Raw genomic sequence first — 24113 nt, forward strand, 5'->3', positions numbered from 1 at the left:
ACGGCCAAGCCTGAATGCGCTCGTGATTCGTCGCTGTCACCAAAAATTGCAAAAACCGCGTCGCCTGGAACAGCCCCGGTTGCGTAACCGGCTCTATTGCTCTCGCAGGGCGTGAATTCAGGCAAAAAGTTGCGAATCAGTCGGGTGTAACGCCCCGACGCAGGCGGCTCCAGGGCGCGGCGACCGCCAGCCCGGCCAGCACAGCCAACCAGAACAACAGGTCCCCGAAACGCCCGTAGAAGGTGGCCGCCGTCGGCCGGGGCAGGCGGGCGTCGATCACGCCACTCTCACCCGGCTCAAGCCGCTGGTCGTCAATCACCCGACCCCAGGGGTCGATCATGGCGGAAACGCCCGTGGGCGTGGACCGCACCACCGGCAAACCGGTCTCGATGGCGCGATAGCTGGCGAGATTCAGATGCTGGAGCGGCCCGGAACTGCGCCCGAACCAGGCGTCATTGGAGATGTTGACGATCCACTCGGGCCGGGCCGCCCCGCCCGGCGTGAAGCCCGGATAGAGGCTCTCGTAGCAGATCAGGGGCTGGGCGCGGGGCGCACCGGGAATGTCGATCGGCGCGGGACGCGGACCGGCGCTGAAATCGGTCGGCATATGCGTCAGGCTGCGCACGCCCAGCGCGCCCAGAAGCCTGCCGGCCGGGAGATATTCGCCGAACGGCACCAGCCGGTATTTGTCATAGACCGCGCTGATGTTCAGCCCGTCGCCGCCCTGATCGGTCAGGACGAACAGGCTGTTGAAATAGCGCGCGCCGTCGGGGGCCGACGGGTCGGCAAGGCCCCGGCCCAGCCCCACAATCAAACTCTGGCCCGGCTGAACCGCCCGGGCGATGGCCACGGCTTCCGGCGATCCGGGGGCGAACACCTGGTTGGCCGAGGCGGGCAGCGCGCCTTCCGGCCAGATGATCAGGTCGGGCGTCACGGCACCGGGGCGGGCGGTGAGATTGACGTAGCGGTCGACGATGCCGCGATAGGCTTCGGGCGTCCATTTGGACTTCTGGTCGACATCGGCCTGGACGATGCGGACCACCGTACCGGTCAGCTCAAGCCGGGCCTGAGACAGCCGGACCGCGCCGCCGATAAGCAGGACGGCTATCGCCAGGCCGCCCAGCACGGCCGCGCCGATGCGGGCCTTGCGCGGGCCGTCGCCCAGGAGGGGTCCGAAAGCGGCCGCGGCCGCCACGGTGACGAAGCTCAGCCCGTAGACTCCGGCGACCGCCGCAAACTGGGACGCCGCCGAACCAGCCTTCCAGCTGGCCCCCGCGGGATTCCAGGGGAAGCCGGTCAGGACGTGGCCGCGCAGCCATTCCAGCAGGCAGAACAGGGCGGCGAAGAACAGGGCCCGCTTGACCCCGCCGGGCAGGAAACGGCGATAGAGAGCTGTCGCCGTTCCCCAGAACAGCCCCAGGCCGATGGGCAGCAGCGAGGCCGCGAAGGGCGCCATCCAGGCCTGGGCCGGATTGACCAGAAACGCCTCGGCCACCCACCAGCAGCTGATGAAGAAATAGGCGAAGCCGGCGAGCCAACCCATCCAGAAGCCGCCGCGCACGGAGGTGGCGCGCTCGGTCAGGAACATCAGCAGGGCATAGCCGAGCAGGCCGGGCAGGATGCCGAACGGCGGGTGGGCCAGCGCCGCCGCCGCCCCGGCGGCCAGCGCCAGGCCGATCCGGCCGAAACGCAGGATCAGCCGCGCGCGCGGGCCATCGTCGTCAAGCGTCGCCGGGAGAAGGTTCATGAGGCCTGTATGGGTCCGCGACGCCAAGGCTGGCAAGAAGGGTTCGCTCCTCGGCCTCCATCGCCTCGGCCTCGGCGTCCTCGATATGGTCGCGACCCAGAAGATGGAGCACGCCGTGGACGGTCAGGTGGGTCAGGTGGTCCGCCAGGGTCTTGCCCTGCGCTCCGGCCTCGGTCGCGCAGACCCCGAAGGCCAGCACCAGATCGCCCAGATGCGGTGCCTGCCCCGGAATCGTCATGTCCGCGGCCGGAAACGACAGGACATTGGTCGGCTGGTCGCGATCGCGGAAGCGGGCGTTGAGGTCGTGCACTGCCGCATCGTCGGTCAGCAGGACGACGACATCCCCCTCGACCGATCCCAGGGCCGCAGTCGCGGCCCGCTCGACCACGGCGACGGCGTCCGGCAGGGCGTCCGTCCATGCCGTGTCCTCGATCTCGACCTCGATCACGAGTCGGGATCCTCAAGGTCGGCGGCCGGGCGGCGGCTGGCGGCGTCGGCGTCATAGGCACGCACGATCCGCTCGACCATGGCGTGACGCACCACGTCCCCGGCCTCGAACCGCTGCACCCCGACCCCCTTCACATCCTCGAGGATGCGCAGGGCGTGTTTCAGGCCGGAATCGCGCGGGTTCAGCAGATCGACCTGCGATGGGTCGCCGGTGACCACCATCCGCGCGCCCTCGCCCAGCCGGGTCAGGACCATCTTCATCTGCAGGCGCGAGGTGTTCTGGGCCTCGTCGACGATGATGTAGGCGTGGGCCAGGGTCCGGCCGCGCATGAAGGCGATCGGGGCGGCCTCGATCTCGCCCTTGTCGCGCCGGCGGCGCACATCGTCGGGGCCGAGGATGTCGTTCAGCGCCTCCCAGATGGGGGCCAGATAGGGGTCGACCTTTTCATTCAGGTCGCCGGGCAGGAAGCCCAGCTTCTCGCCCGCCTCAACCGCCGGGCGGGTGATGACCAGCCGGTCCACCTGCCCCCGCCGCAGCAGGGAGGCACCGTAGGCGGCGGCGAGGAAGGTCTTGCCCGTGCCCGCCGGGCCGACGCCGAAGGTCAGTTCGCACTGGCTCAGCAGGGCCAGGTAGTTGGCCTGGGCCGCCGTCTTGGGCGCGATGGCTCCGCGCCGTCCGACCGGCAGGGCGATGGCATCCGGGGCCACGCTCCCCTGCCCTGCCCGCGGCTGCGCCATGGCGGCGCCGAGCGCGGTCCGCACATCCGCTTCGGTGATCTCGGCACCCGTGTCGGCGCGGTCGGCCAAGGTCTCGATGACCCGTTTGGCCTGGGCCCGGTCGCGGGCCGAGCCGTTGATGGACACCCCGCCACCGGGCGTCTCGACCAAGACCTTGAAGCGGTCCTCGATCAGGGCCAGGTGCCGGCTGCCGGGACCGATGACGGCGCGAAGGGCGGTGTCGCCCAGGGCCAGAAACTCACTCTCACGCGCCATCAGGCCGCCTTCTGTTCAGCAAGACGGCCGGTCAGGGACTTGATCCCGCCGGCCTCGATACGGACCGGAACGATCTGTCCGATCAGATGATCCGCGCCGTCAACGTGCACCGGCTGCAGCCAGGGCGAGCGGCCGGTGGCCTGGGTCGCGAACCGGCCGGACTTCTCGAACAGGACCGGGACCGTCATGCCCACGCGCGAGACATTGAAGGCGGTCTGTTGCTCGAACAGCAGGGTCTGGAGCGCATGCAGGCGCTCGCGCGCCACCGCCTCAGGAACCTGTCCCGCCATGGTCGCGGCCGGCGTGCCGGGGCGGGGCGAATACATGAAGGAGAAGGCCGAGGCGTAGGTCACGCGCCGGACCAGATCCATCGTCTGCTCGAAGTCTGCGTCCGTCTCGCCGGGGAAGCCGACGATGAAGTCCCCGGACAGGGCGATGTCGGGCCGCGCGCTGCGGATCCGGTCGATCAGATCGAAATATTTCTGCCGCCCGTGCTTGCGGTTCATGAGCCGGAGGATGCGGTCCGAGCCGGACTGCACCGGCAGGTGCAGCCAGGGCATCAGGGCGTCGAGCGCACCATGGGCGGCGATCAGGTCGTCGCCCATGTCATTGGGATGGCTGGTCGTATAGCGGATGCGGTCGATGCCGGGGATCTCCGCCAGCGCACAGGCCAGCCGCGCCAGGGTCGAGGGAGACCCGTCCGGCCCTTCCCCGTCATAGGCGTTGACGTTCTGGCCCAGCAGGGTGACCTCGCGCACGCCCTTACCGGCCAGTTCGCGCGCCTCGGCCAGCACCGCCGCGACCGGCCGCGACCATTCGGCACCGCGCGTGTAGGGCACGACGCAGAAGGTACAGAATTTGTCGCAACCCTCCTGCACCGTCAGGAAGGCGGTCGGGCCGTCCACGCCACGGGCCTGCGGCAGGGCATCGAACTTGTCGACCGGCGCGAAATCGGCACCGATCCGTTCGCCCCGGGCGCGCGCCGTGCGCGTCAGCAGTTCGGGCAGCTGGTGATAGGCCTGCGGGCCGACGACCAGGTCGACCGCGGGCTGGCGGCGCATGATCTCCTCGCCCTCGGCCTGGGCGACACAGCCGGCCACGGCGATGGTCATGGCCCCCTGCCCCGCCGCCGCCCGCGCGTCCTTCATCTCCCGGAGCTTGCCCAGTTCGGAATAGACCTTCTCGGCCGCCTTCTCGCGGATGTGGCAGGTGTTGAGGATGACGAAGTCGGCGCCCTCGGCCGTGTCGGTCGCGGCATAGCCCAGCGGACGCAGGACATCAGCCATGCGCTCGGAGTCATAGACGTTCATCTGGCAGCCGTAGGTCTTGATGAACAGGCGCTTCGGCGCGGCCTGTCCGTCCTGCGGCGGGACGAGGGTTTCAGTCATGGGGCTGTCTGGATAGCGTGGAGACGGGCCGCGCGCCATATCGGCCCGGATGCTCAGAGATCCAGCTTGTCCGGATCAACGCGGTGGGCGTTGCGGGTGAAGATCAGGCCCTCGCGCTTGGACGGCTCGGCACCGTCTATCGGCTTGCCGTAGAGCTCGAGCTTGTGGCCGATCAGTTCGAAACCCAGCCGTTCGGCAATCTCGGTCTTCAGCCGTTCGATCTCGGCGTCGAAGAATTCGATGACCTCGCCGGTGCGGGTGTCGATCAGGTGGTCGTGATGGTCGTCGCCGGCCTCTTCATAGCGGCTGCGTCCGTCGCCGAAATCGTGCTTCTCGACCACGCCGGCCTCTTCGAACAGACGAACGGTCCGGTAGACGGTGGCGATCGAGATATGGGGGTCGATGGCGGAGGCCCGGCGGTAGAGCTCCTCGACGTCCGGGTGGTCGTCGGCGCTGGACAGCACGCGGGCGATCACCCGCCGCTGCTCGGTCATGCGCATGCCGCGGTCGGCGCAGAGTTTCTCGATCCGGTCCATGGCGCACAGGATAGGCGGGCCGCCCCCGCTAGGGAAGCGTCGCCGGCAAGTTAAGCGCGAGGATCAGCGCGTCCTGCCGGCCGCCCTCCGGACGGGCGTAATAGCCGCGCCGACGGCCGGCCTCGGTGAAGCCCGCGCGGGCGTAGAGGGCGAGGGCGGCGTGGTTGTCGTCCGCGACTTCGAGGAACAGCCGTGTGGCCCCGCGCGCCGCAGAGGCCAGGGCCCCCTCGCGGACCAGGCGGGTGCCGAGACCTTGCCGTCGCGCCGCCGGATCCACCGCCAGGGTCAGGATCTCGGCCTCGTCCGCCACCGAGCGGATCAGGATGAAGCCCTCCGGCGTCTCGATGGCAAGGACGCCGGCCTGACCGAGCAGGGCCTCGAAAGCCGCTGCGTCCCAGGGGGCGGAAAAGGCCCCGGCGTGCAGATCGGCCAGACGGGTGGCGGCGGCGGCGGTCACGGGACGCGAGCCGGGCCGCGCGCCTGACCCGGCAGGCGGGTCGGCGGAGTCGCATCGGGCGCGCGCAGATACAGCGGCCGGGCCGGCGCGGCGGCAGGGTCCGCCGCCGCAGCCAGCCGGGCCAGGGCCTCGGGCGCGGGTCCGTCCAGCGACAGGCACGCCCGCCCCGCGGCGACATCGGTGAACAGGGCCGCGCCGGACCCGACCAGCACCGCTCCGGTGCTCATCGCCCCGATCCGGGCCGCCGCAGCCTCGAGGATCAGGGCCTCGGCCGGACCGTCAGCCGCTCCGTCGCGCCAGAACCGGGCATAGACCTGTCCGCGTCGCGCATCGATCAGGGCCGCCACCTCGCCTGCCCCGTGCGCGGAGGCCGCAAGGGCATCCAGCGCCGAGACCCCGACCACCGGCCGGTCAAGAGCGGCACCCAGGCCCTGGGCGAAAGCCAGGCCGACGCGCAGGCCAGTGAACGAGCCGGGACCGACGGTCACGCCGATGCGATCGAGGTCCGTGAATGCCACACCCGCCTGCACCGCCGCATCGCGGGCGAAGCCGGCGATCCGTTCGGAATGGCCCTTCACCATGGGCTCGGAGCAGAGGCCCAGAGGGCTGGCGGTGCCATCGAGAACCTCGAACACCCCGACGGTGCACAGGCCAAGGGCCGTATCGACGACCATCAGCTTCATGCCGTCACTCCGGCATGGAGGATCGTCAGTCGGTCCGGGCCAGGGCCCGCACAATACGCGCCACGGCCCGCCGGACGTCGCGATCCTCGATCAAGGGAAAGCCGGACGCCACCGACCGGCCGTCGACGGTCGCGGTGAGAAACCGCAACGTCTCCCAGCCCTCGTCCACCACCCCCTGCGCCGTCTCGACCGGCGGGAAGAAGGTGTCGACCGAGGTTCCCAGCACCGTCGCCGCCCGATGCAGCCGCGAGGCCGAGATGCGATTCTGGCCGGTCTCGTATTTCTGGACCTGCTGGAAGCTGATGCCCAGCTGCTGGGCGAGCGCGCTCTGGGACAGGCCGAGCGCGGAGCGCCGCAGCCCGATGCGTGCGCCGACATAGGCGTCGATTTCGTCCCGTCCGCCGATCCTCGCCATGGCCGTCCAGCGCCTCCCTTTCGGAAGCACACTGTTTCATGGAAACGAAAACGTTGCAATGACTTCGTTTCATCAGAACTCCAGCCGGGCCGTAACAGCGGAGACGGCGCGGGTTTCGGATCGTGCGATCCGCTCTTCCACCATGAGCCCGCCCGGGCCGCCGCGGACGGTCAGCGCCTCGGCGTCGGCGCTCTCATAAATCCGGACGCGGACCTCGCCGTCAGCCATCTCGATCACACAGCCCTGGTCGCGGCGCGGCCAGCGGCCGGGCTCAAACTCGACCACCACGCCGGAAGCGGCCCAGGGCGCGAGGTCGTCATTGGACAGCTGAAGCCGACGGGTCACGGCGGGCGGGGCATGGACAAAGGCCCGCCCTTCGCTGGCCATGCCGGTCACGGACGAGTCCTGCCGCTGCAGCAGGTCGTCCGGAGTCGCATCGAGGGCGGCGGTCAGGCGGCGCTGGACGTCCGGACGGTACAGGCCGGAGCGTTTGCCGGTCTCGTACAGGCCCCAGCCCTGGCTGGTCATGCCCGCCCTGCGACCGGCCTCGGCCTGGGACAGGGCGCGATCGCGGCGCAGGGCCGCGAGGGCCTCGCCGAGACGTCGGGCGTCGCTGTCACTCTGGAACCGGGGCATGGATCGATGATGGCGCCATCCGGCGGGTGATGCGAGGACGGATTCGTTTCAGGTTGTGAGAGCGCTATCGCTCGCCGCGCGGCGGCTCGCTGCCTGAGCGCAGGCTTCGGGGCGCTAACGCTCGCCGCGCGGCGGCTCGCTGCCTGAGCGCGCCTAGACCACCTGTTCGACGCTCGTCACTTCCGGGATGTAGTGTTTCATCATCTGCTCGACCCCGGCCTTCAGCGTGGCGGAGGACGAGGGACAGCCGGCGCAGGCGCCGCGCATCCGCAGGGTCAGAACACCTGTTTCCTCATTGAAGGCGTCGAACAGGATGTCGCCGCCATCCTGGGCCACGGCCGGACGGACCCGGCTGTCCAGCAGTTGTTTGATCTCGATCACGATCTCCGAATCCTCGCCGCCGGCGGCGTTGTCGGACGTCGAGCCGTCGCGCATCAGCGGCGCGCCGGAGACGAAATGGTCCATGATCGCCGCGAGGATCGGGGCCTTCATCTGCGTCCAGTCCGGACCGTTCGGGCTGCGGGTGACCGAGACATAGTCGTAGCCGAAGAAGATCCCGGCCACGCCCTCGACCTCGAACAGGTCCTCGGCGAGGGGTGAGGCCGCGGCCTCATCCCGGTTCACAAAGTCGCGCGGATCGGACGAGACATCCCGCCCGGGCAGGAATTTCAGCGCATTGGGATTGGGGGTCGGTTCGGTCTGGATGAACATGGCGCTCAAATGCGCCGCCGTGGCGACGGGTTCAAGGGCTACACCTGCACGCGCTCAAGCAGCGAGCCGCCGCGCGGCGAGCATTAGCGCCTCCTGGCGTCAGGCCAGATCCTCGATCTCTTTCTCGGTCAGCTCGCCCGGCACAATGGTCACCGGCAGTTTGCGACCGGTGAAGGACGCGCCCTGTTTGACCACCGCCGAGACCAGCGGGCCGGGCCCGCGCCCGCCGCCGCTGGCCGCGAGGACCAGAATCTTGATCTCATTGTCTTCGCCGACGACCTTTCGGATCGCATCCTGGGCCTCGCCACGCTCGATCAGCAGGACCGGGGTCGCGCCGGACCGTTCCGCCGCCTCGCCCGCCCAGGTGTTCAGCGAAGCCTCCGCCTCGACCCGCGTCTGACGCTCGATCTCCTCGCGGACTCCGGCCCAGTGGGCGTCAGAGGCCGCGGCGGGGATGACGCGCAGCAGGGCAACGCGACCGCCCGTCGACCGGGCCCGACGCGACGCATAGCGAAGCGCCGCCTCAAACTCCGGACTGTCATCGACGACGACCAGAAACTTGCGTGGCATCAGCCTCTCCCTCGGCCCCGGACGCTAGCAGATTGGCGAGCCAAACACCTAAGGCCGAGCCGCTCCGGGTGGTTGGTGATGGGTGGTTGCCGGTTCACCGGCGGATGGCCTTCGGGATCGAACGAATCCGCGTCGGCCACCCGTCACCCGGCACCCGTCACCGGGTTCACCCCGCCGACGACGCGATCTCCCGAATCACCGAGTTGGCGATGGTCAGCTTGGCGAAGGTCCAGCCCGTGCCCGAGGCCAGGATCTCGTCGACCGAGGCCCGCAGGCCCTCCACGATCTCGAGGCGCGGCCCCACCCAGGCGTCAACGGCCGCTTCTGCCGCCCCTTCACCGGACCCCGCGGCCGCCGTCGCGCTCGCGGCGACAGCCCGGGTCAGGGTCATTTGCTCGACCATCAGGTCCTCGATCAGACGCCGCACCGCCAGCCGGTCGAAATGATCCGCCGAGGGGACCGACCCCGCGCCGGCGCGCAACCGGTCGAAGTCGAAGGCCGCGCCGACCTGGTGATAGAGGGTGGCCATGGCCGGTTCCGGCCAACCGGCCTGGCGGGCCAGATCGCCGATGTCGGCGGTCGCCACCAGCGGCCGGAGCAGGGCGACGTTGCGCGCCATCGCCTCGGGAGCCCCAAGGCTGACGAACGTCTGCACCCGGCCCTCAAGACGACTCTGCTCGAAGCGCGACAGGACCGAGCCGCCGACGGCGCGCAGGGCGTCCGCCGCCGGCCGGTAGGCGGCGATCAGGGCCTCGACCGTGGAGCCGGGGCGGACCGCCCGGCGGGCCAGCCAGAAGGTCTGGCGGCGCAGCACCATCGAAATCTCCTGGTACAGCGCGGTCTGGGCCTCGGCCGGGATCTTCAGGTCCAGCGCCGAAACCTCGTCCCAGGCCTGGTCGAGCCGGAAGATCTGGCGCGCCGCCTCGAAGGCGAGAACCATGGCGGCCGTATCGCAGCGGGCCGACTGGCGCAGGCGTTCCGGGAAGGTCGGACCGCACATATTGACGATCTCGTTCGACAGGATGGTCGAGACGATCTCGCGACGCAGGCGGTGGCGTTGCATGTCGGCTTCGAATTTCGCCAGCGGGGCCGGGAAATAGCGGACCAGCGTCTGTTTGAAGAAGGCGTCGTCCGGGGCCGTCGAGGCGACGATCTCGTCGAACAGCTCCAGCTTGGAATAGGCGGTCAGGACCGCCAGTTCGGGCCGGGTCAGGGCCTGGCCGGTGAGCTTGCGCTCCGCCAGTTTGGCGTCGTCGGGCAGGCCCTCGACCTTGCGGTCCAGCTTGCCCTTGGCACCCAGCCACAACATGAACTGCTGCTGGGAATCCAGCGCCCCGGCACCGTCATCTTCCTGCAGCGACACCGCCAGGGTCTGGTCGTAGTTGTGCGCCAGCACCTTGAGGCCGACTTCATCGGTCATCGAGGCCAGCAGGGCGTTGCGATCGCCGGCCTTGAGTGCGCCCGAGGCGATGGCCGCCCCGGTCAGGATCTTGATGTTGACCTCATGGTCGGAGCTGTCGACCCCGGCCGAGTTGTCGATGGCGTCGGTGTTGATGCGGCCCCCTGCCTGGGCGAAGGCGATGCGGCCCGCCTGGGTCAGACCGAGGTTGGCGCCTTCGCCGATCACCTTGGCGCGCAGTTCGCCGCCGTCGACGCGGATAGCGTCATTGGCCTTGTCGCCGACCTGGGCGTCGGTCTCGTTCGGCGCTTTCACATAGGTGCCGATGCCGCCGAAATAGAGCAGCTCGGCCGGGGCCAGCAGGATGGCCTTCATCAGCGTCGCCGGATCGACGACGTCGTCCTGGATGTCGAGCGCCGCCTTGATCTCGGGGCTCAGTTCGATCGACTTGGCCGAGCGCGGGAAGATGCCGCCGCCCTTTGAAATCTTCGACTTGTCGTAGTCCTGCCAGGACGAGCGCGGCAGTTTGAACATGCGGTCGCGCTCGACCCAGCTGGAGGCCGGATCCGGGTTGGGGTCGATGAAGATGTCGCGGTGGTCGAAGGCGGCGACCAGTTTGATCGCCTTCGACAGCAGCATGCCGTTGCCGAACACGTCGCCCGACATGTCGCCGACGCCGACAACGGTGAAGGGCTCGGACTGGATGTCCTTGCCCATCTCGCGGAAGTGACGCTTGACCGCCTCCCACGCGCCACGGGCGGTAATGCCCATGACCTTGTGGTCGTAGCCGACCGATCCGCCACTGGCGAAGGCGTCGTCCAGCCAGAAGCCGTAGTCGGCCGAGACGCCGTTCGCGATGTCGGAGAAGGTCGCCGTGCCCTTGTCGGCGGCCACGACCAGATAGGGATCGTCGCCTTCAAACCGGATCACGCCGGCCGGATGGGTAACGGCACCCGACTTGTCGATGTTGTCGGTGATGTCCAGCAGGCCGGACAGGAAGGTCTTGTAGGCGCGGATGGCCTCGGCCTGCTGGGCGTCGCGGTCGCCACCGGCGCGCACAATGGCCGGCAGACCTTTCGGGAAGAAGCCGCCCTTGGACCCGACCGGCACGATGACGGCGTTCTTGACCTGCTGGGCCTTCACCAGACCCAGAACCTCGGTGCGGAAGTCGTCACGGCGGTCCGACCAGCGCAGGCCGCCGCGGGCGACCGGGCCGAAGCGCAGGTGAACGCCCTCGATATGCGGTGCCCAGACGAAGATTTCGCGGAACGGCTTGGGCAGGGGCAGGTCGGCCAGTTCGCGCGAGGCGATCTTGATCGAGATGTGCGGCTTGTGCCCGCCGTCGGCCCCGGTCTGGTAGTAGTTGGTGCGCTTGATCGCCTGGATCAGCAGGGCCATCCGGCGCAGGGCGCGGTCATGATCAAGGCTCTTCACGTCCTGGAGCAGGGCGTTGATCTGCTCGACCAGTTTTGCGACCGCAGCCTCGCGGCTGGCGGAGTCGCCGCCGATGGCCGGATCGAATTTCGCCGCGAACAGGGCCAGCAGGGCGCGCGCCACGGCCGGATAGTCGCGCAGCGCCTCTTCCTGAACCGCCTGGCTGGGATCGAGACCGGTCTGCTGGCGATAGCGGGCGAGAGTCCGCACCAGGGCCGCCTCGCGCCAGTTGACGCCCAGTTCCAGCACCAGCCGGTTGAACCCGTCGCTTTCGGTGCGACCCGTCCAGACCGCCGAGAACGCCGCCTCGAACGGGCCCTTCACATCGGAGAATTGAAGGTCGCCGCCGCGCGGGTCCTCCATCAGGAACTCATGAACGTGGATTTCCGCCTCGCCCGTCGGACGCAGGGCGTGGCCCCATTCCTCGAGCGTCTTGAGACCCATGTCGGCGAGGATCGGCAGCACGTCCGACAGCGGCACCGCCGCCCCCCGCCGATACAGTTTGAAGCGGAAATTCAGCGGGCCTTCGCCCTCGACGCGGAAGGCGCGCACCGCCACCGGATCGCCACCGTCATTCAGGCCGGTGTCATTCAGCGCATCGACCGCCTGGAGGTCGCGCACGGCCTCTGTGGCGTCATAGCGGTCACGATAGCCGGCGCCGAAGGCCTCGGCCCAACGGGCGCTGAGCGGCCCGACAGCGACGTCGTCGACATCGGCGTCGCGCAGGGCGCTCTCGAACCGGTCGACCCAGCTGCGCCCGGCCTCGGTGATCTCGATGTCCAGCGCCGCCTGATCCGGGCACGGATGATCGCCCGGCGTCACGCCGATGATGTAGTGGATGCGAACCAGCGGCTGGTCCGACAGCTGCGGGTACCAGGCTGACAGCCGCCCGCCCCAGGCCCTGGCCAGGATGGCACCGATCCGTTCACGGACCGAGGCGTCGAACCGCTCGCGCGGGATGAAGGCCAGAACCGAGACGAACCGGTCGAACGGGTCCTGGCGCGTGAAGGTCTTGATCCGCGGGCGGTCGTGCAGATGCAGGATGCCGAGCGCGATCGCCAGCAGCTCGCTCTCCTCGATCTGGAAGAGTTCGTCGCGCGGGTAATTCTCAAGGATGTTCTTGAGCCGCTTTTCGCTGTGGCTGCCGGCCTGCTTGCCGGCCCGGGTCAGGGCGTTGGCGACCTTGCGGCGGACCAGCGGCACCTGGGTCGCGGTCTTGTCATAGGCCTCGGCGGTGAACAGGCCGACGAACCGGGTCTCGCCCGAGGGACGACCGTCCGGTCCGAACCGCTTGACCCCGATATAGTCCATATAGGCCCGGCGATGGACGCGGGAGCGGACGTTGGCCTTGGCCACCGTCACCGGCTCCGACAGATCCAGCTGCCGCTTCATGGATTTGGTCAGCACCGCCGGTTCGTTGGCGCGTCGCAGGACGGTGCGCTCCGGATCGGCCAGCACGCCCAGGCCGACGCCCGACTGCGACAGGGGTGCCTCGGCCTCATAGCCGCCGTCCTCGCTGCGCGGATAGTCGTAGTCGCGGGCCCCGAGGAAGACGAAATGATCCGCCTGCAGCCACTGCAGGAAGGCGATGTGCTCGGCGAGCAGCTCGGGCGCGACCCCGTGCGGATGCGCTTCCAGATGGGTGATCGACCGGTGCATCAGGGCCGCCATGCCGGCATGGCCGTCGACCGCGCTGGCGACGTCGTTCAGGGTCTGGGCCACGCCCTCGCCCAAGGCATCGCGGCGCTCCTGCGGCAGGGGGTCGAGGATCACGATGATGGTGGATTCGCGCCCGCCCTCTTCCTCGGTCACCGGATGGTACATCGACCGCACGGTGACGCCGGCGTCGGCCAGCTCGCCCATGACGCTGTCGACGAGGAAGGGACGATCGTCCTGGATGACGATCAGGACGTCATAGCCCAGCGGCTTGCCGTCAGCATCCTGAAGCGGCGACAGGGTGATCCGCGCCGGCTCACCGTGGGCCCGCCCCTCGGCCGCCCGCCACGCCAGGGCGAGCAGGTTGGCCATCTCGCTTCCGCCGAGTTCCGGCGTCTCGTCAGCGGCATGGTCTTCCCAGGCCTGGCGGACGAAATCCCGGGCCGGGCCACTCAGGGCACCGGGCGACAACTGGTCGAAGCTGGCTTCCAGCGCCTCCAGGGTGATTGCCTGAGGGTGCGCGGGGGCCGTTTCGCCGGACATGGGCAGGTCTCTTGTAGACGCGACCTCTCAATCAGGTCGCCGGAGATGGGGGTCAGACTAGGCCGCTTCGCCACTTCGGCAAGGGGTCCATCCGACGGGCGCTGACTAGGCCGTCCCGCGCACGACGGGAACCCCCAAACGACAACACCGGCCCCGTTTCCGGGGCCGGTGCGGCCGTCGACGTCAACGGATGAACGACCGTCCTAGAAGCGGACGTTCATGCCAATCTTGATGGCATGCAGCTCCATGTCGTCATTGCCACGGGCGATATCGGTGCCGGTCGTGTTGGGCGGCAGGATGAAGGGGTTGGTCGGCCCCGCCGTGCCCGGTCCGGCGCGAACGACGTAGTCGCCGGGCTGGAGGTTGGTGAACAGATACTCGCCCGTCAGGGACAGGTTCGGCGCCAGACGCCATTCGACACCGGCTCCGAGCTGGTAGCCGTCCGCCTTGTCGTCATTGACGGTTTCGGTGAAGCTGTTGGCGCCGTTGGTGGTGCGGAAGCTGTTCTCGACCTTGGCCTGTGCGCCGCCGCCCGTGACGTAATACAGGGCCGGACCGGCGGCGAAGCCGGCGCGGAGCCGCAGGGCGGCCATGTTCTGCAGGTCACGCGTGAAGACATAGGCCGCCGGCGTGGTGCTGAACGAGGTGACGGAGTCTTCCACGTTCGCGCCGCTCAATTCGCCGACGACGCCGACCACCAGGGCACCGAACTGCATATCATAGCCGATACGGACCGAGGCCTCGACGCCGGTCGGATCCAGATCACAGCCGTTTTCTGCGGCCTGGCCGAGGGCGGAGCCGTCGCATGAGCCGGGGGTGAAGGCGCTGGCGGTCGTGCCGTCCAGGATCACGGTGTCATCGAACTGGCCGTCGAAATCGCGGTCGAACACCAGGGCTTCGCCGGCATCCTCGTTGTTTTCCAGCACGCCGCCGTAGACGCCGATGTAGGGACCACTCCAGTCGGGAGCGGCCAGACCTGGGCCAGATTGGGCGAGCGCGGGGGAGGCCACGCCGGCCAGGAGCAGCGTCAGGGACGCGGCGGAAATCGTCTTCATCATCACAGAGAGTATCCTTCGAGCTGGCGCGGAACACCCGCGGTTCGCCCTTCCGCCGCCGCTAACGCAGGCAGCGCGCTCCCTGTTCCCGCGACGGGGCCAATCGGCCCCGACCGGGCCGCCCTGTGGCGCCGAAAGCGCGCCCTCGGATCCGGAAACGACAAGGCCGCCGAACTTGCGTTCGGCGGCCTGCTTCGGACCGGCGCCCAGGAGGGGGAGGGTTGGCACCGATCTGTTCCACCGCGGCCTGGGGGGAGGGGGAGGGGCCGCGGCGACAGGTTTGAAATAGGCGCCGGTTGTGGCCAATCAAGGGCACCAGAGAGGTGTCAATCGGCCTTTGTCTGCGGCGGGTTGACGCGGTTACGCTTCGGGCGTTCGGCCGCCGCCGCGGGCTCGTCGGCATAGGGTTCGCCGTCGCCGGACAGCAGGATGGCCATCCAGCGCGAACCCTTGAACTCGGCCAGCACGGCCATGGCCATGACCGCCAGCGGAGTCGACAGGAACATGCCAACCACCCCCCAGAGCTGGCCCCAGAGCGCCAGTGAAAGCAGCACCACCACCGGGTCGATGTTCTGGTTGTCGCCCTGCATGCGCGGCTGGATGAAATTGCCGCTGATGAACAGGATGGCCTGGAGCCCGACCAGCAGGATCACGGCGGGCCAGTAGCTCTCGAACTGGACCAGGGCGAACAGCGGCGGCGCCAGGCCGGCGACCGCCCCGCCCAGCACGGGGATGAAGCCGACCACGAAGATGACGAAGGTCCAGAACTCGGCGTTCTGAAGCCCCACGGCCCGCATCAGGACCCAGGCGACGGCGCAGATGAGCAGGCCGGTCACGGCCTGGACCCACAGATAGCCCTCCACCCCGCCGCGCACCCGCTGGAACACGCCCATGGCCTCGGTGCGGGCCCCGCGGTCCGGGAACATCCCGACCAGTTTGCGGCGGAACCCGCTCTGGGAGGCCAGCAGGAAGCCGAGGTAGATCATGACGAAGATGGCGCCGGTGACCACGCCCTGGGCCTGGAGCGCCACGGTGGCGAAATATTGCGACACGTCGACCCGGGTGATCAGCTCGCTGGCGGTAGGCGCGGCCGGCATGTCGAACAGCTGGTAGGCGTCCGCCAGGATCTGGTCGAGGCGCGGGCCCAGCAGCACCGCATCGTCCGAGGCCTGGTTGAAGAAGCCACGCGCGCCCTGGACGATGATGGCGATCGCCGCCAGGAAGCCCAGGATCACCACGATCAGGGCGGCGACGCCGGCCCAGCGCTCCGGCACCGGCGTCCGCGCCTCGATGGAGCGCTTCACCCCGTCGATCATGATCATCAGGAAGATGGCCATGGCCAGGGGCGTCAGTATGTCCCTCAGCCACCAGACCGCGGCCCCGGCGGCAATGGTCGCGAGCAGCACCAGGGCGTTGCGCGAGACGGTGGACGTGGGGACGATCAGGGGCGGTTTCATCGGCATATGGTCAAGGTCCGTGCGGTCGGCGTCAATCCAGCCTTGAACCCGCGACGCCGCCAGTAGAGCATGAGCGCCGCCCCCCCGCCCGGAGTTCCCATGCCCGACGTCGTCCCCGGCCTGTTTCTCGGCCAATCCTCCGACAACGGGGCTGACAAGCCCGAACAGCTGCTTTTCCACCGCGCCAACCGCCACGGCGTCGTCGCCGGCGCGACCGGCACGGGCAAGACGGTCACCCTGCAGATCATGGCCCAGGGCTTTTCTGACGCGGGCGTCCCGGTCTTCTGCGCCGATGTGAAGGGCGACCTTTCGGGGATCTGCGTCCCGGGTTCGCCGAACGAGAAGCTGCTGGCCCGCGCCGCCGGCATGGGGCTGACCCTGACGCCGAAGGCCGCGCCGGTGGTGTTCTGGGACCTGTATGGGCTCAAGGGTCACCCGATCCGCACCACGGTCAGCGAGATCGGCCCCCTGCTGCTGGCCCGGATGCTGAACCTCAACGACGTGCAGGAAGGAGTCCTGTCGGTGATCTTCCACGTCGCCGACACCGAGGGCCTGCTGTTGCTCGACCTCGACGACCTGCGCGCCATGCTGGTCCATGTCGGGGAAAACGCCGAACGGATCGGCCGCGAGGTCGGCAATGTCGCCCCGGCCTCGATCGCCGCCATCCAGCGCTCGATCCTTCAGCTGGAGCAGCAGGGCGGCAAGGCCTTCTTCGGCGAACCGGCCCTGCGGCTGGAGGACATGATGCGCACCGGCCTCGACGGCCGCGGCCAGGTCAATGTGCTGGACGCCACCAAGCTGATGGGCAGCCCGCGGCTCTACGCTGCCTTCCTGCTGTGGCTGTTGTCGGAGCTGTTCGAACAGCTGCCCGAGGTCGGCGACCCCGAGAAGCCGCGCCTCGTCTTCTTCTTCGACGAGGCCCATCTGCTGTTCAACGACACGCCGGATGCGCTGCGTGAGAAGGTCGAACAGGTGGTGCGCCTGATCCGGTCCAAGGGCGTCGGCGTCTATTTCGTCACCCAGAACCCGGCCGACATTCCCGACAGCGTCCTGGCCCAGCTGGGCAACCGCATCCAGCACGCCCTGCGCGCCTACACCCCGGCCGAACAGCGCGGGCTGAAGGCGGCGTCCGACAGTTTCCGGCCGAACCCGGCCTTCGACACGGCCGAGGCCATCCAGGGCCTGGGCGTCGGCGAGGCCCTGGTCTCGACCCTCGATGAGAAGGGCGCGCCCAATATCGTCGCCCGCACCGCCATCCGCCCGCCCGACAGCCGCCTCGGCCCCGCCACCGATGCCGAGCGCGCGGCCGTCATGGCCGCCAGCCCGGTGCGCGGCCTGTATGAGGCGGTGATCGACCGCGAGTCCGCCGAAGAAATCCTCGCCGCCCGTCGCGGCGAGGCCGATCAGGCGACGGCCGAGGCGAAACTGGCCGAGGCTCGCGCCAGGGCCGACGCTTTGGCGGCGAAAGACGCGGAAAAAGCCGCCGCCGCCCGGGACAAGGAGCAGGCGCGTCAGCAGGCCCAGTACGAGCGCGAAGCCGCCCGCGCCCGCGCCCCGGCCCGCCGCTCGACCCGCGAGACGCCCATCGAGGCCGCCACCAAGTCGGTGCTGAGAACGGCAGGGAGCACGATTACCCGGGAGCTGCTGCGCGGGCTGCTGGGCGGGTTGCGACGGCGGTAGCCGATCAGGGGCGCGGAATCAGACGCCACATCCTGAGCGGATGGCGGACCGCGCCCGCCTCTTCACCTGCTGCGTCGCCGCGACCCATGTAAAAGTCAGCCCTCACCGGGCCACGGATGGCCGAGCCGGTGTCGAGGGCCATGACCAGACCCTGATAGCTGGCCCGCGCACCGACCAGATTGCCGCCGTCGGCGCTGATCCAGACGAGGTCGCCATAGCGCCAGTGGGCCGGATCGACGGCGATGGAGCGGCGCGCGGTCAGGGGGATCCCGGCCGCGCCGTTCGGATGGCCGCCGTCGTCCGGCTCGACGGCGAAGAAGATGTAGCGCGGGTTCAGCGCCATCACCGCCCGGGCCTCCGCACCGCGATGGGCCGCCAGCCAGGCCTGGATGGCCTCGCCCGAGGTTCCGTTGGCCGGCAACAGCCCCTGTTCCGCCATCGGCCGGGCGATGCCGGTGAACGGCTGGCCGTTGTCGGCGGCATAGGCAGCGCGGGCCCGGGTCCCGTCCTCGAAGGTCAGATAGCCGGAGCCCTGGATCTGCATGGAGAACAGGTCTTCGGCCCGCATCCAGGCGAGGGCGTCCGGCGCCGGCTCCACCTCGATGTCGGCGCGCACGGGCAGGACCTGACCGCGCGTCCAGCCCGCAGGGCGCGGCCGGACGGGCATGTCGAACTCCGCGTCCGGCGCGTGACGCGCGGCGAAGTCCGGTGCGAAATAGGAGGTCAGAAGGCCCGGCCCGCCGTTCGGCGTCTGCGCGGCGACGACCGTGAAACCGCTCTCGAAGAAGGCGCGGGCCATGGAGGGCGTCACGGGCTTCGAGGTCTGTTTGATGTGCATGGCCCGGGCGCACTGGGTCCGGGAGGCGGCGTCCCGGGTGACGGTGCAGCCGGTCGCCCATGCCTCGAAGGCCGCCAGATGGTCCTCGTCATTCCAGCCGGGCAGGGTCTCGGGGCTCAGTCCCTCGGAAACCGGGGCAGGCGCGGGGCCGGGAGTCGGCGAGGGCGCTTCCGTGCCGGCATCCGGCGGGACCGGAGGCGCGGCCGGCGTCGTGGCCGGCGTCGTGGCGCAGGCGGCGAGTGTCAGGGCGAGGCCGAACAGAACGGCCGCGCCGGAAAATCCCCGACGGCGCGCGCCGCCGCTGATCATGCCGCGGCGGGTTCGGTGCGGGCCAGGACCCAGTTGGGATCGCTGGCGCCGAGGGTGCGTTCGAAGGTCCACAGCTCGGCCACCCGGCGTTCCTCGATCTGCGGCTCGGCGGCGGCGTCGGCCGTGGTGATCGTATTGCGCAGTTCGGCCAGGAAGCGGACCTTGGCCGTGGCGCGGTTCTCCTCGGCCGAGGCCTGCTCCAGATCGGCGCGCGCGGGGTGGAGGAATTCGGCGACCTCGGTCTCGCCCCGGGTCTCGCGTGCGGCGATGCCGGCCTCGAACGAGGCCATGACCGTCGGGGTCAGCAGGGGTTTGAGCGTTTCACGGTCGCCGGCGGCATAGGCGCGGACGATGGTCTCGTGGGCCTGACGCGCGCCTTCGAGGAACCGCACCGGGTCAAAGGCCGGATCGCGGGCCTTCAGGCCGGCGATCGAGGCCAGGGTGACGGCGTCCAGCACATGCGGATGGCCGCCGGACTGGCCCGGAGCCTGCGCCGCCGGCGTGGGGGCGGGCTTGGCGCGGGCGTCCTCTTCCGGCTGGCGGCCGACCTTCTTGCCCAGCACATTATAGAGCTGGAACAGGACCACCGCGGCGATGACGGCGAAGATGACGATCTGGATCTGAACCGGCGGCACTGGCAAACCTTGATGGGCGACCGGCGGGGGGACCGGGCGCGAGGACAGACGATTAGGGGCTGATATAGGCACACGCAACCGCAACCGCCTCATCGCGGGGGTGAGCATCGTTGCCGCACCCGGCGCCTCGTGCTAGTCGCCGCGCCTTCCCGGCGCCTTATTCCGGCGTCGATCACTCTTTCAGACAGACCCGACCGATGACCGACGCCGCGCCTCCTTCCGACGCCAAACCCGCCGACGCCGCGCCGCAAGGGCCGCAGGGCCCCGGCTTCCGCATCGTCGCCCAGTACGTCAAGGATCTGTCCTTCGAGAACCCGAAGGCCCCCGACAGCCTGCGCGTTGACGGCAAGCCCGCCATCGACATGGGTGTCGAGATGAACGCCCAGGGCCGTCCCGATGGCCTGTTCGAGGTCGATCTGCGCCTGACCATCAAGGCCACGACCGAAGCCATGACGGTGTTCAACGTCGAACTGCTGTACGGCGGCCTCTTTGCCCTGCAAGGCGTGCCGGAGCAGGACATTGAGCCGCTGCTGCTGATCGAATGCCCGCGCTACCTGTTCCCGTTCGCCCGCGAGATCATCGCCCGCGCAACGTCGGACGGCGGTTTCTATCCGCCCTTCATGCTGGATCCGATCGATTTCGCCGGCATCTATGTCGCCCGCCAGCAGTCGATCGCGCGCGGACCGGCCGAAGCGGGTCAGGCCTAAACGCTCTCATATCGCCTGCCGCCACGCGGCGGGCGACAGAGCCGGATCAGGCGTTCGTCAGGCGGCGGACGCCTTTTCCATGTCCAGCCCATAGGCTTCCCACAGCGACCGATCCTTCAGGTTCGCCTGCAGGAAGGCGAGGTGCGCGGCCTGTTCGGCCTCATGGGTGCGGACCGGCAGGGGCCGGGGGCGCGGTCCGTAGCCCTGGGCCGCGACAGCCGCCGCGGCGGCGACCGTCGCGCGCGAGGCCGACAGGTCCAGCCGGCGCTCCTTGCCGCCCTTGAGCTCCAGATAGACCTCGGCGAGCAGCCGGGCGTCGATCAGGGCCCCGTGCAGGGTCCGCTCGACCAGCGACACCTTGAACCGCTTGCACAGGGCGTCGAGCGAATTGGCCATGCCCGGAAACCGGGTCTGGGCCAGTTTCAGCGTGTCGATCCAGCGGTCTTCGGGGAACAGGGCACGACCGCAGCGGCCGAACTCATGATCGATGAAATTGCGGTCGAACTGGGCGTTGTGGGCGATGATCGGGGCGTCACCGATGAAGTCGCACAGGTCGATGACGATCTCGGCGAATTTCGGCGCGTCCTTCACCTTGTCATCGGTGATGCCGTGGACCCGGATGGCGTCGGCGGGGATCAGGCGCTCGGGATTGATCAGGCGGTGGAAGGTTCGCCCCGTCGGCAGCAGATCCTCGATCTCGATACAGCCGACCTCGATCATCCGGTCGCCCGTACGGGGGTCGAAGCCGGTGGTTTCAGTATCGAGGACGATTTCGCGGGACATGGGTCCTTATTGCGACCGTTCGCCGCCGCGCGAAAGACCATGCCGGGGCGGCGTCCACCCTTCGCTCAGAACCATCCCCACGATTTCGTCCACCCGCGCCCGCGCCGCCTCAAGCCCGACGCTGGTGTCGATGACGAAGTCCGCGCGGCGGCGCTTTTCCGCGTCCGGCAGCTGACGCGCCAGGATGGCCTCGAACCGCTCCCGGCTCATGCCGGGCCGGGCCAGGACCCGGTCGGCCTGGACCGCGGCCGGAGCGGTCACGACCACGACGGCGTCCACGGCCGCTTCGCCACCGGTCTCGAACAGAAGCGGGATATCCAGCACCGCCAGCTTCACCCCCCGGGCCTCCGCCGCCGCCAGATCCTCCAGTCGCCCTTTCAGGACCAGGGGATGGACGATGGCCTCCAGCCGCGCGAAGGCCTCGCCGTCCCGGCCCAGGGCTTCCGCCAGCCGGGTGCGGTCGACCGCACCGTCCACGACCACGCCCGGAAACGCCTCGGCGACCGGCGCGACGGCTGCGCCGTCCCTTGCATAAAGGCGGTGCACGGCCTCGTCGGCGTTCCAGATCACCGCGCCGGCGTCGGCGAACATGGCCGTCGTCGTCGACTTGCCCATGCCGATGGAGCCGGTCAGGCCGAGCACGATCATGGCCTCTCTCCCAGGGCGGACAGTGCCAGGGAGCGCACATCGATGTCGGGCGCCTCAACGCCGAAGATCGCCCGGAAGGAGGGCCGCGCCTGGCCGATCAGCATGGCCAGTCCGTCGACGGCCGCCAGCCCGTGCGCCCGGCCCTGGATCAGGAAGGGCGTGATCAGCGGGCGGTAGGTCATGTCCATCAGCACGGCTTCGTCCCGCAACCGGGACAGGTCGATGTCCGGTGCTACGCTAAGGGCGTTGACCACCAGAACCGCATCGGCGAGGGCCTCCGGATCGACCACCGTCGCGCCGAGATCCCGTGCCAGGGCCTCGGCCCGCGCGCGAGTCCGGTTCAGCACGCCGACATCCGCGCCGGCGTCCCTGAGGGCCGCAACTGCCGCCCGCGCCGCCCCGCCCGCGCCCAGCACCACGACGGGTCGGCCGCGCACGGACAATTGCGGGGCCTGCTCGGCCAGCGCCGCCATCAGGCCGGCGCCGTCGGTGCTGTCAGCCCGGACGCGGCCGTCCTCAAAGACCAGCAGATTGGCCGAGCCGCAGGCCCCGGCCCCGCCGCCGACCGTATCCGCCAGCGCAAGCGCCTGTTCCTTGAACGGGGCGGTGACATTGAGTCCCCTCAGCCGGCCAGCGCGCCCTTCCGCGACAAGATCGGCAAAACCCGCCGCGTCCACAGGCCCGAAGGCGCGGTAGTCGGCATCCAGCCCCGCCGCCGCGATCCAGGCGGTGTGGATCAGGGGGCTGAGCGAATGGGCGATCGGCTGGCCGGCCACGCCCGCCCGGCGCGTCATGACCTCAGCACTCCGGCCCGGCGGAGCTCCGCCAGCACAGGCCAGAGCGGCAGGCCCAGGACGGTGAAATAGTCGCCCTCAATGGCCTCGAACAACTGTGAGCCCATGCCCTCGAGCCGATAGGCCCCGACGCAGTGCAGCAGGGCCTCGCCCTCCGCCGCCAGATAGGCGTCGAGGAAGGCGTCCGAAAAATCGCGCACCCGCATGGTCGCCGTGTCCACGCCGGACCAGACGATCTGGCCGTTGCGGGCGAGGGCCGCGCCGGAATGCAGTTGATGCGTCCGACCGCGCATGGTGCCCAGCCGGGTGCGGGCGTCGGCGAGCGAGGCCGCCTTGGAGACGAGACCGCCGTCGAAAGCGAGGGTCTGGTCCGCGCCCAGGACCCAGGCGTCGCCGTCGTGGCGCGACACCGCCAGCGCCTTGACCCGCGCCAGTTCGACGGCAAGCCCCGCCGCATCGGCCGGATCATGGACAGCCTTGACCGCGTCCTCATCCACATCCGCAACCTGGACAGAGAAGGTCACGCCGGCGTCGGCCAGCATCGACCGCCGGGCCGCGCTTTTCGAGGCGAGGATCAGGCGTTCCGACGGTGCGCTCACCAGGCCGCTCCCAGACGCCGTGTGCGGCGCTCGTTCAGAAGGTTGATGATGGCGGCCGCTGTCTCCTCGACCGACCGGCGGGTCACATCGATGACCGGCCAGCCGCGGCGCTCGAAGGCGCGCCGGGCCTTGACCGTCTCCTCGCGCACGGCGTCGTGGTCGACATAGGCGCTGGCCCGGTTGGCGTTCAGGCCGTCCAGCCGGTTCTTGCGGATCTGCACCAGACGGTCCGGCGAGACCGTCAGGCCGACCACCAGAGGATTCTTCAGCCCGACGAGACGTTCGCCATCCTCCTGACCGGGCACCAGGGGCACATTGGCAGCGCGGATGCCGCGGTGGGCCAGATAGATGCAGGTCGGGGTCTTGGACGTGCGACTGACCCCGCACAGGACCACATCGGCGCCCTCCAGCTGCTCGGACGTGCCCTGGCCGTCGTCATGGGCCATGGCGTAGTCCAGCGCCGAGATGCGGTTGAAATAGTCGGTGTCCAGCGCGTGCTGGGCCCCGACCCGCGTCGACAGGGCCGCGCCGAGATAGCGGGACAGGGCGCCGACCAGCGGGTCGAGCGCCGCGATCTGGGGCATGTCGAGGGTGCGGCAGCCGTCTTCCAGCTGTTCGCGCAGCTCGCGGTCGACGAGGGTGTGCAGGACCACGCCGGGCGATGCCGCGACCTCTTCCAGCACCCGCTCCATCTGTTTGGCGGAGCGGACGAGGGCATAGATGTGCTCGATCGGGATCACGCCGTCGAACCGGGCCACCACGGCCTTGGCCATGGCGTTCAGGGTCTCGCCGGTGGAGTCGGACACCAGGTGGACATGGAAATAGGTCGCCAGCCGCGAAGGGGCCGGGCCGCGGCCTGATGAACCCGGCGTCATCGGCGGCTGTCCATGATTGCGAGACTCCTGTGGACGGCCCGGGGCGCCAGTGGTGCGCCGTCGGAGCCGAAGGGTGGGTCTTTTCCTATAGCGGCGCCGGAGACGGGCTGCGAGCGGG

23 protein-coding genes are annotated in these 24113 nt (G+C 69.6%); 2 read left to right on the forward strand and 21 right to left on the reverse strand.

Annotated features, from left to right (window positions below):
• Positions 1 to 136: 136 nt before the first annotated feature.
• The 14 genes from lnt to KB221_01105 all read right to left on the reverse strand — a co-directional run bounded on the left by lnt (position 137) and on the right by KB221_01105 (position 16127).
• The gene (gene lnt, locus KB221_01040; GenBank protein ID WIY69624.1) at positions 137 to 1747 is read right to left on the reverse strand and encodes an apolipoprotein N-acyltransferase; all 1611 of its coding nucleotides are present in this window, start codon (positions 1745 to 1747) and stop codon (positions 137 to 139) included.
• Complete coding sequence (gene ybeY / locus KB221_01045) at positions 1722 to 2195, reverse strand: rRNA maturation RNase YbeY (protein WIY69625.1); 474 nt, start codon at positions 2193 to 2195, stop codon at positions 1722 to 1724. Before ybeY ends, lnt begins: the two co-directional genes overlap by 26 nt.
• Complete coding sequence (locus tag KB221_01050) at positions 2192 to 3187, reverse strand: PhoH family protein (GenBank protein WIY69626.1); 996 nt, start codon at positions 3185 to 3187, stop codon at positions 2192 to 2194. Before KB221_01050 ends, ybeY begins: the two co-directional genes overlap by 4 nt.
• A complete protein-coding gene (miaB, locus tag KB221_01055) occupies positions 3187 to 4575 on the reverse strand; it encodes a tRNA (N6-isopentenyl adenosine(37)-C2)-methylthiotransferase MiaB (GenBank protein WIY69627.1) in 1389 nt (462 codons plus the stop codon). Before miaB ends, KB221_01050 begins: the two co-directional genes overlap by 1 nt.
• 53 nt (positions 4576 to 4628) lie before the next feature.
• The gene (locus KB221_01060; protein WIY69628.1) at positions 4629 to 5111 is read right to left on the reverse strand and encodes a Fur family transcriptional regulator; all 483 of its coding nucleotides are present in this window, start codon (positions 5109 to 5111) and stop codon (positions 4629 to 4631) included.
• Positions 5112 to 5139: 28 nt separating this feature from the next.
• Positions 5140 to 5568 carry a GNAT family N-acetyltransferase gene (locus KB221_01065; protein ID WIY69629.1) on the reverse strand — a complete coding sequence of 143 codons (429 nt, stop codon included), beginning with the start codon at positions 5566 to 5568 and terminating at the stop codon, positions 5140 to 5142.
• Positions 5565 to 6251: a tRNA (adenosine(37)-N6)-threonylcarbamoyltransferase complex dimerization subunit type 1 TsaB gene (gene tsaB / locus KB221_01070; protein ID WIY69630.1), complete on the reverse strand. Its 687-nt coding sequence runs from the start codon at positions 6249 to 6251 to the stop codon at positions 5565 to 5567. Before tsaB ends, KB221_01065 begins: the two co-directional genes overlap by 4 nt.
• Positions 6252 to 6276: 25 nt before the next feature.
• Positions 6277 to 6666: a helix-turn-helix transcriptional regulator gene (locus tag KB221_01075; GenBank protein WIY69631.1), complete on the reverse strand. Its 390-nt coding sequence runs from the start codon at positions 6664 to 6666 to the stop codon at positions 6277 to 6279.
• 72 nt (positions 6667 to 6738) lie between these two features.
• Positions 6739 to 7302, reverse strand: coding sequence for a helix-turn-helix transcriptional regulator (locus KB221_01080; GenBank protein WIY69632.1), 564 nt, complete (start codon positions 7300 to 7302; stop codon positions 6739 to 6741).
• A 153-nt stretch (positions 7303 to 7455) separates the two neighbouring features.
• Positions 7456 to 8013 (reverse strand): NifU family protein, encoded by a 558-nt coding sequence (locus KB221_01085; protein WIY70956.1) that lies wholly within the window; start codon positions 8011 to 8013, stop codon positions 7456 to 7458.
• Positions 8014 to 8112: 99 nt separating this feature from the next.
• On the reverse strand, positions 8113 to 8583 hold the full coding sequence (locus KB221_01090; protein ID WIY69633.1) for a universal stress protein: 471 nt from the start codon (positions 8581 to 8583) through the stop codon (positions 8113 to 8115).
• Positions 8584 to 8749: 166 nt separating this feature from the next.
• Positions 8750 to 13615 (reverse strand): NAD-glutamate dehydrogenase, encoded by a 4866-nt coding sequence (locus tag KB221_01095; GenBank protein WIY69634.1) that lies wholly within the window; start codon positions 13613 to 13615, stop codon positions 8750 to 8752.
• A gap of 203 nt (positions 13616 to 13818) precedes the next feature.
• The gene (locus tag KB221_01100) at positions 13819 to 14673 is read right to left on the reverse strand and encodes an outer membrane beta-barrel protein (protein WIY69635.1); all 855 of its coding nucleotides are present in this window, start codon (positions 14671 to 14673) and stop codon (positions 13819 to 13821) included.
• Positions 14674 to 14996: 323 nt separating this feature from the next.
• Positions 14997 to 16127, reverse strand: a complete 1131-nt coding sequence (locus tag KB221_01105; protein WIY69636.1) for an AI-2E family transporter — start codon at positions 16125 to 16127, stop codon at positions 14997 to 14999.
• Between the two features lie 99 nt (positions 16128 to 16226).
• Here KB221_01105 and KB221_01110 point away from each other — a divergent pair, with 99 nt between their 5' ends.
• On the forward strand, positions 16227 to 17807 hold the full coding sequence (locus KB221_01110; GenBank protein ID WIY69637.1) for a DUF853 family protein: 1581 nt from the start codon (positions 16227 to 16229) through the stop codon (positions 17805 to 17807).
• A 4-nt stretch (positions 17808 to 17811) separates the two neighbouring features.
• Here the strand turns inward: KB221_01110 and KB221_01115 are convergent, their stop codons facing one another.
• Positions 17812 to 18954 (reverse strand): MltA domain-containing protein, encoded by a 1143-nt coding sequence (locus KB221_01115; protein ID WIY69638.1) that lies wholly within the window; start codon positions 18952 to 18954, stop codon positions 17812 to 17814.
• Positions 18951 to 19595, reverse strand: a complete 645-nt coding sequence (gene timA / locus KB221_01120; GenBank protein ID WIY69639.1) for a TIM44-related membrane protein TimA — start codon at positions 19593 to 19595, stop codon at positions 18951 to 18953. The genes KB221_01115 and timA overlap by 4 nt, the downstream gene beginning before the upstream one ends.
• 191 nt (positions 19596 to 19786) lie before the next feature.
• Here timA and secB point away from each other — a divergent pair, with 191 nt between their 5' ends.
• A complete protein-coding gene (secB, locus tag KB221_01125) occupies positions 19787 to 20296 on the forward strand; it encodes a protein-export chaperone SecB (GenBank protein ID WIY69640.1) in 510 nt (169 codons plus the stop codon).
• 57 nt (positions 20297 to 20353) lie between these two features.
• Here the strand turns inward: secB and dnaQ are convergent, their stop codons facing one another.
• The 5 genes from dnaQ to KB221_01150 are packed head-to-tail and all read right to left on the reverse strand — an operon-like array spanning position 20354 to position 23995.
• On the reverse strand, positions 20354 to 21079 hold the full coding sequence (gene dnaQ / locus KB221_01130; protein ID WIY69641.1) for a DNA polymerase III subunit epsilon: 726 nt from the start codon (positions 21077 to 21079) through the stop codon (positions 20354 to 20356).
• Between the two features lie 6 nt (positions 21080 to 21085).
• The gene (gene coaE / locus KB221_01135) at positions 21086 to 21727 is read right to left on the reverse strand and encodes a dephospho-CoA kinase (GenBank protein ID WIY69642.1); all 642 of its coding nucleotides are present in this window, start codon (positions 21725 to 21727) and stop codon (positions 21086 to 21088) included.
• Positions 21724 to 22521 carry a shikimate dehydrogenase gene (locus KB221_01140; GenBank protein WIY69643.1) on the reverse strand — a complete coding sequence of 266 codons (798 nt, stop codon included), beginning with the start codon at positions 22519 to 22521 and terminating at the stop codon, positions 21724 to 21726. The genes coaE and KB221_01140 overlap by 4 nt, the downstream gene beginning before the upstream one ends.
• A complete protein-coding gene (locus tag KB221_01145; GenBank protein WIY70957.1) occupies positions 22518 to 23063 on the reverse strand; it encodes a nucleoside triphosphate pyrophosphatase in 546 nt (181 codons plus the stop codon). Before KB221_01145 ends, KB221_01140 begins: the two co-directional genes overlap by 4 nt.
• A gap of 53 nt (positions 23064 to 23116) precedes the next feature.
• Positions 23117 to 23995, reverse strand: coding sequence for a pyruvate, water dikinase regulatory protein (locus KB221_01150; protein WIY69644.1), 879 nt, complete (start codon positions 23993 to 23995; stop codon positions 23117 to 23119).
• Positions 23996 to 24113 lie beyond the last annotated feature (118 nt).

The organism is Aquidulcibacter paucihalophilus, from assembly GCA_030285985.1.
GTDB lineage: Bacteria > Pseudomonadota > Alphaproteobacteria > Caulobacterales > Caulobacteraceae > Brevundimonas.

Coding starts and splice junctions, on each gene's coding strand:
- lnt (WIY69624.1), bottom strand. CDS start 1,747: ATGAACCTTCTCCCGGCGACGCTTGACGACGATGGCCCGCGCGCGCGG.
- KB221_01050 (WIY69626.1), bottom strand. CDS start 3,187: ATGGCGCGTGAGAGTGAGTTTCTGGCCCTGGGCGACACCGCCCTTCGC.
- miaB (WIY69627.1), bottom strand. CDS start 4,575: ATGACTGAAACCCTCGTCCCGCCGCAGGACGGACAGGCCGCGCCGAAG.
- KB221_01060 (WIY69628.1), bottom strand. CDS start 5,111: ATGGACCGGATCGAGAAACTCTGCGCCGACCGCGGCATGCGCATGACC.
- tsaB (WIY69630.1), bottom strand. CDS start 6,251: ATGAAGCTGATGGTCGTCGATACGGCCCTTGGCCTGTGCACCGTCGGG.
- KB221_01075 (WIY69631.1), bottom strand. CDS start 6,666: ATGGCGAGGATCGGCGGACGGGACGAAATCGACGCCTATGTCGGCGCA.
- KB221_01080 (WIY69632.1), bottom strand. CDS start 7,302: ATGCCCCGGTTCCAGAGTGACAGCGACGCCCGACGTCTCGGCGAGGCC.
- KB221_01085 (WIY70956.1), bottom strand. CDS start 8,013: ATGTTCATCCAGACCGAACCGACCCCCAATCCCAATGCGCTGAAATTC.
- KB221_01090 (WIY69633.1), bottom strand. CDS start 8,583: ATGCCACGCAAGTTTCTGGTCGTCGTCGATGACAGTCCGGAGTTTGAG.
- KB221_01095 (WIY69634.1), bottom strand. CDS start 13,615: ATGTCCGGCGAAACGGCCCCCGCGCACCCTCAGGCAATCACCCTGGAG.
- KB221_01100 (WIY69635.1), bottom strand. CDS start 14,673: ATGATGAAGACGATTTCCGCCGCGTCCCTGACGCTGCTCCTGGCCGGC.
- KB221_01105 (WIY69636.1), bottom strand. CDS start 16,127: ATGAAACCGCCCCTGATCGTCCCCACGTCCACCGTCTCGCGCAACGCC.
- KB221_01110 (WIY69637.1), top strand. CDS start 16,227: ATGCCCGACGTCGTCCCCGGCCTGTTTCTCGGCCAATCCTCCGACAAC.
- KB221_01115 (WIY69638.1), bottom strand. CDS start 18,954: ATGATCAGCGGCGGCGCGCGCCGTCGGGGATTTTCCGGCGCGGCCGTT.
- secB (WIY69640.1), top strand. CDS start 19,787: ATGACCGACGCCGCGCCTCCTTCCGACGCCAAACCCGCCGACGCCGCG.
- dnaQ (WIY69641.1), bottom strand. CDS start 21,079: ATGTCCCGCGAAATCGTCCTCGATACTGAAACCACCGGCTTCGACCCC.
- coaE (WIY69642.1), bottom strand. CDS start 21,727: ATGATCGTGCTCGGCCTGACCGGCTCCATCGGCATGGGCAAGTCGACG.
- KB221_01140 (WIY69643.1), bottom strand. CDS start 22,521: ATGACGCGCCGGGCGGGCGTGGCCGGCCAGCCGATCGCCCATTCGCTC.
- KB221_01145 (WIY70957.1), bottom strand. CDS start 23,063: ATGCTGGCCGACGCCGGCGTGACCTTCTCTGTCCAGGTTGCGGATGTG.
- KB221_01150 (WIY69644.1), bottom strand. CDS start 23,995: ATGACGCCGGGTTCATCAGGCCGCGGCCCGGCCCCTTCGCGGCTGGCG.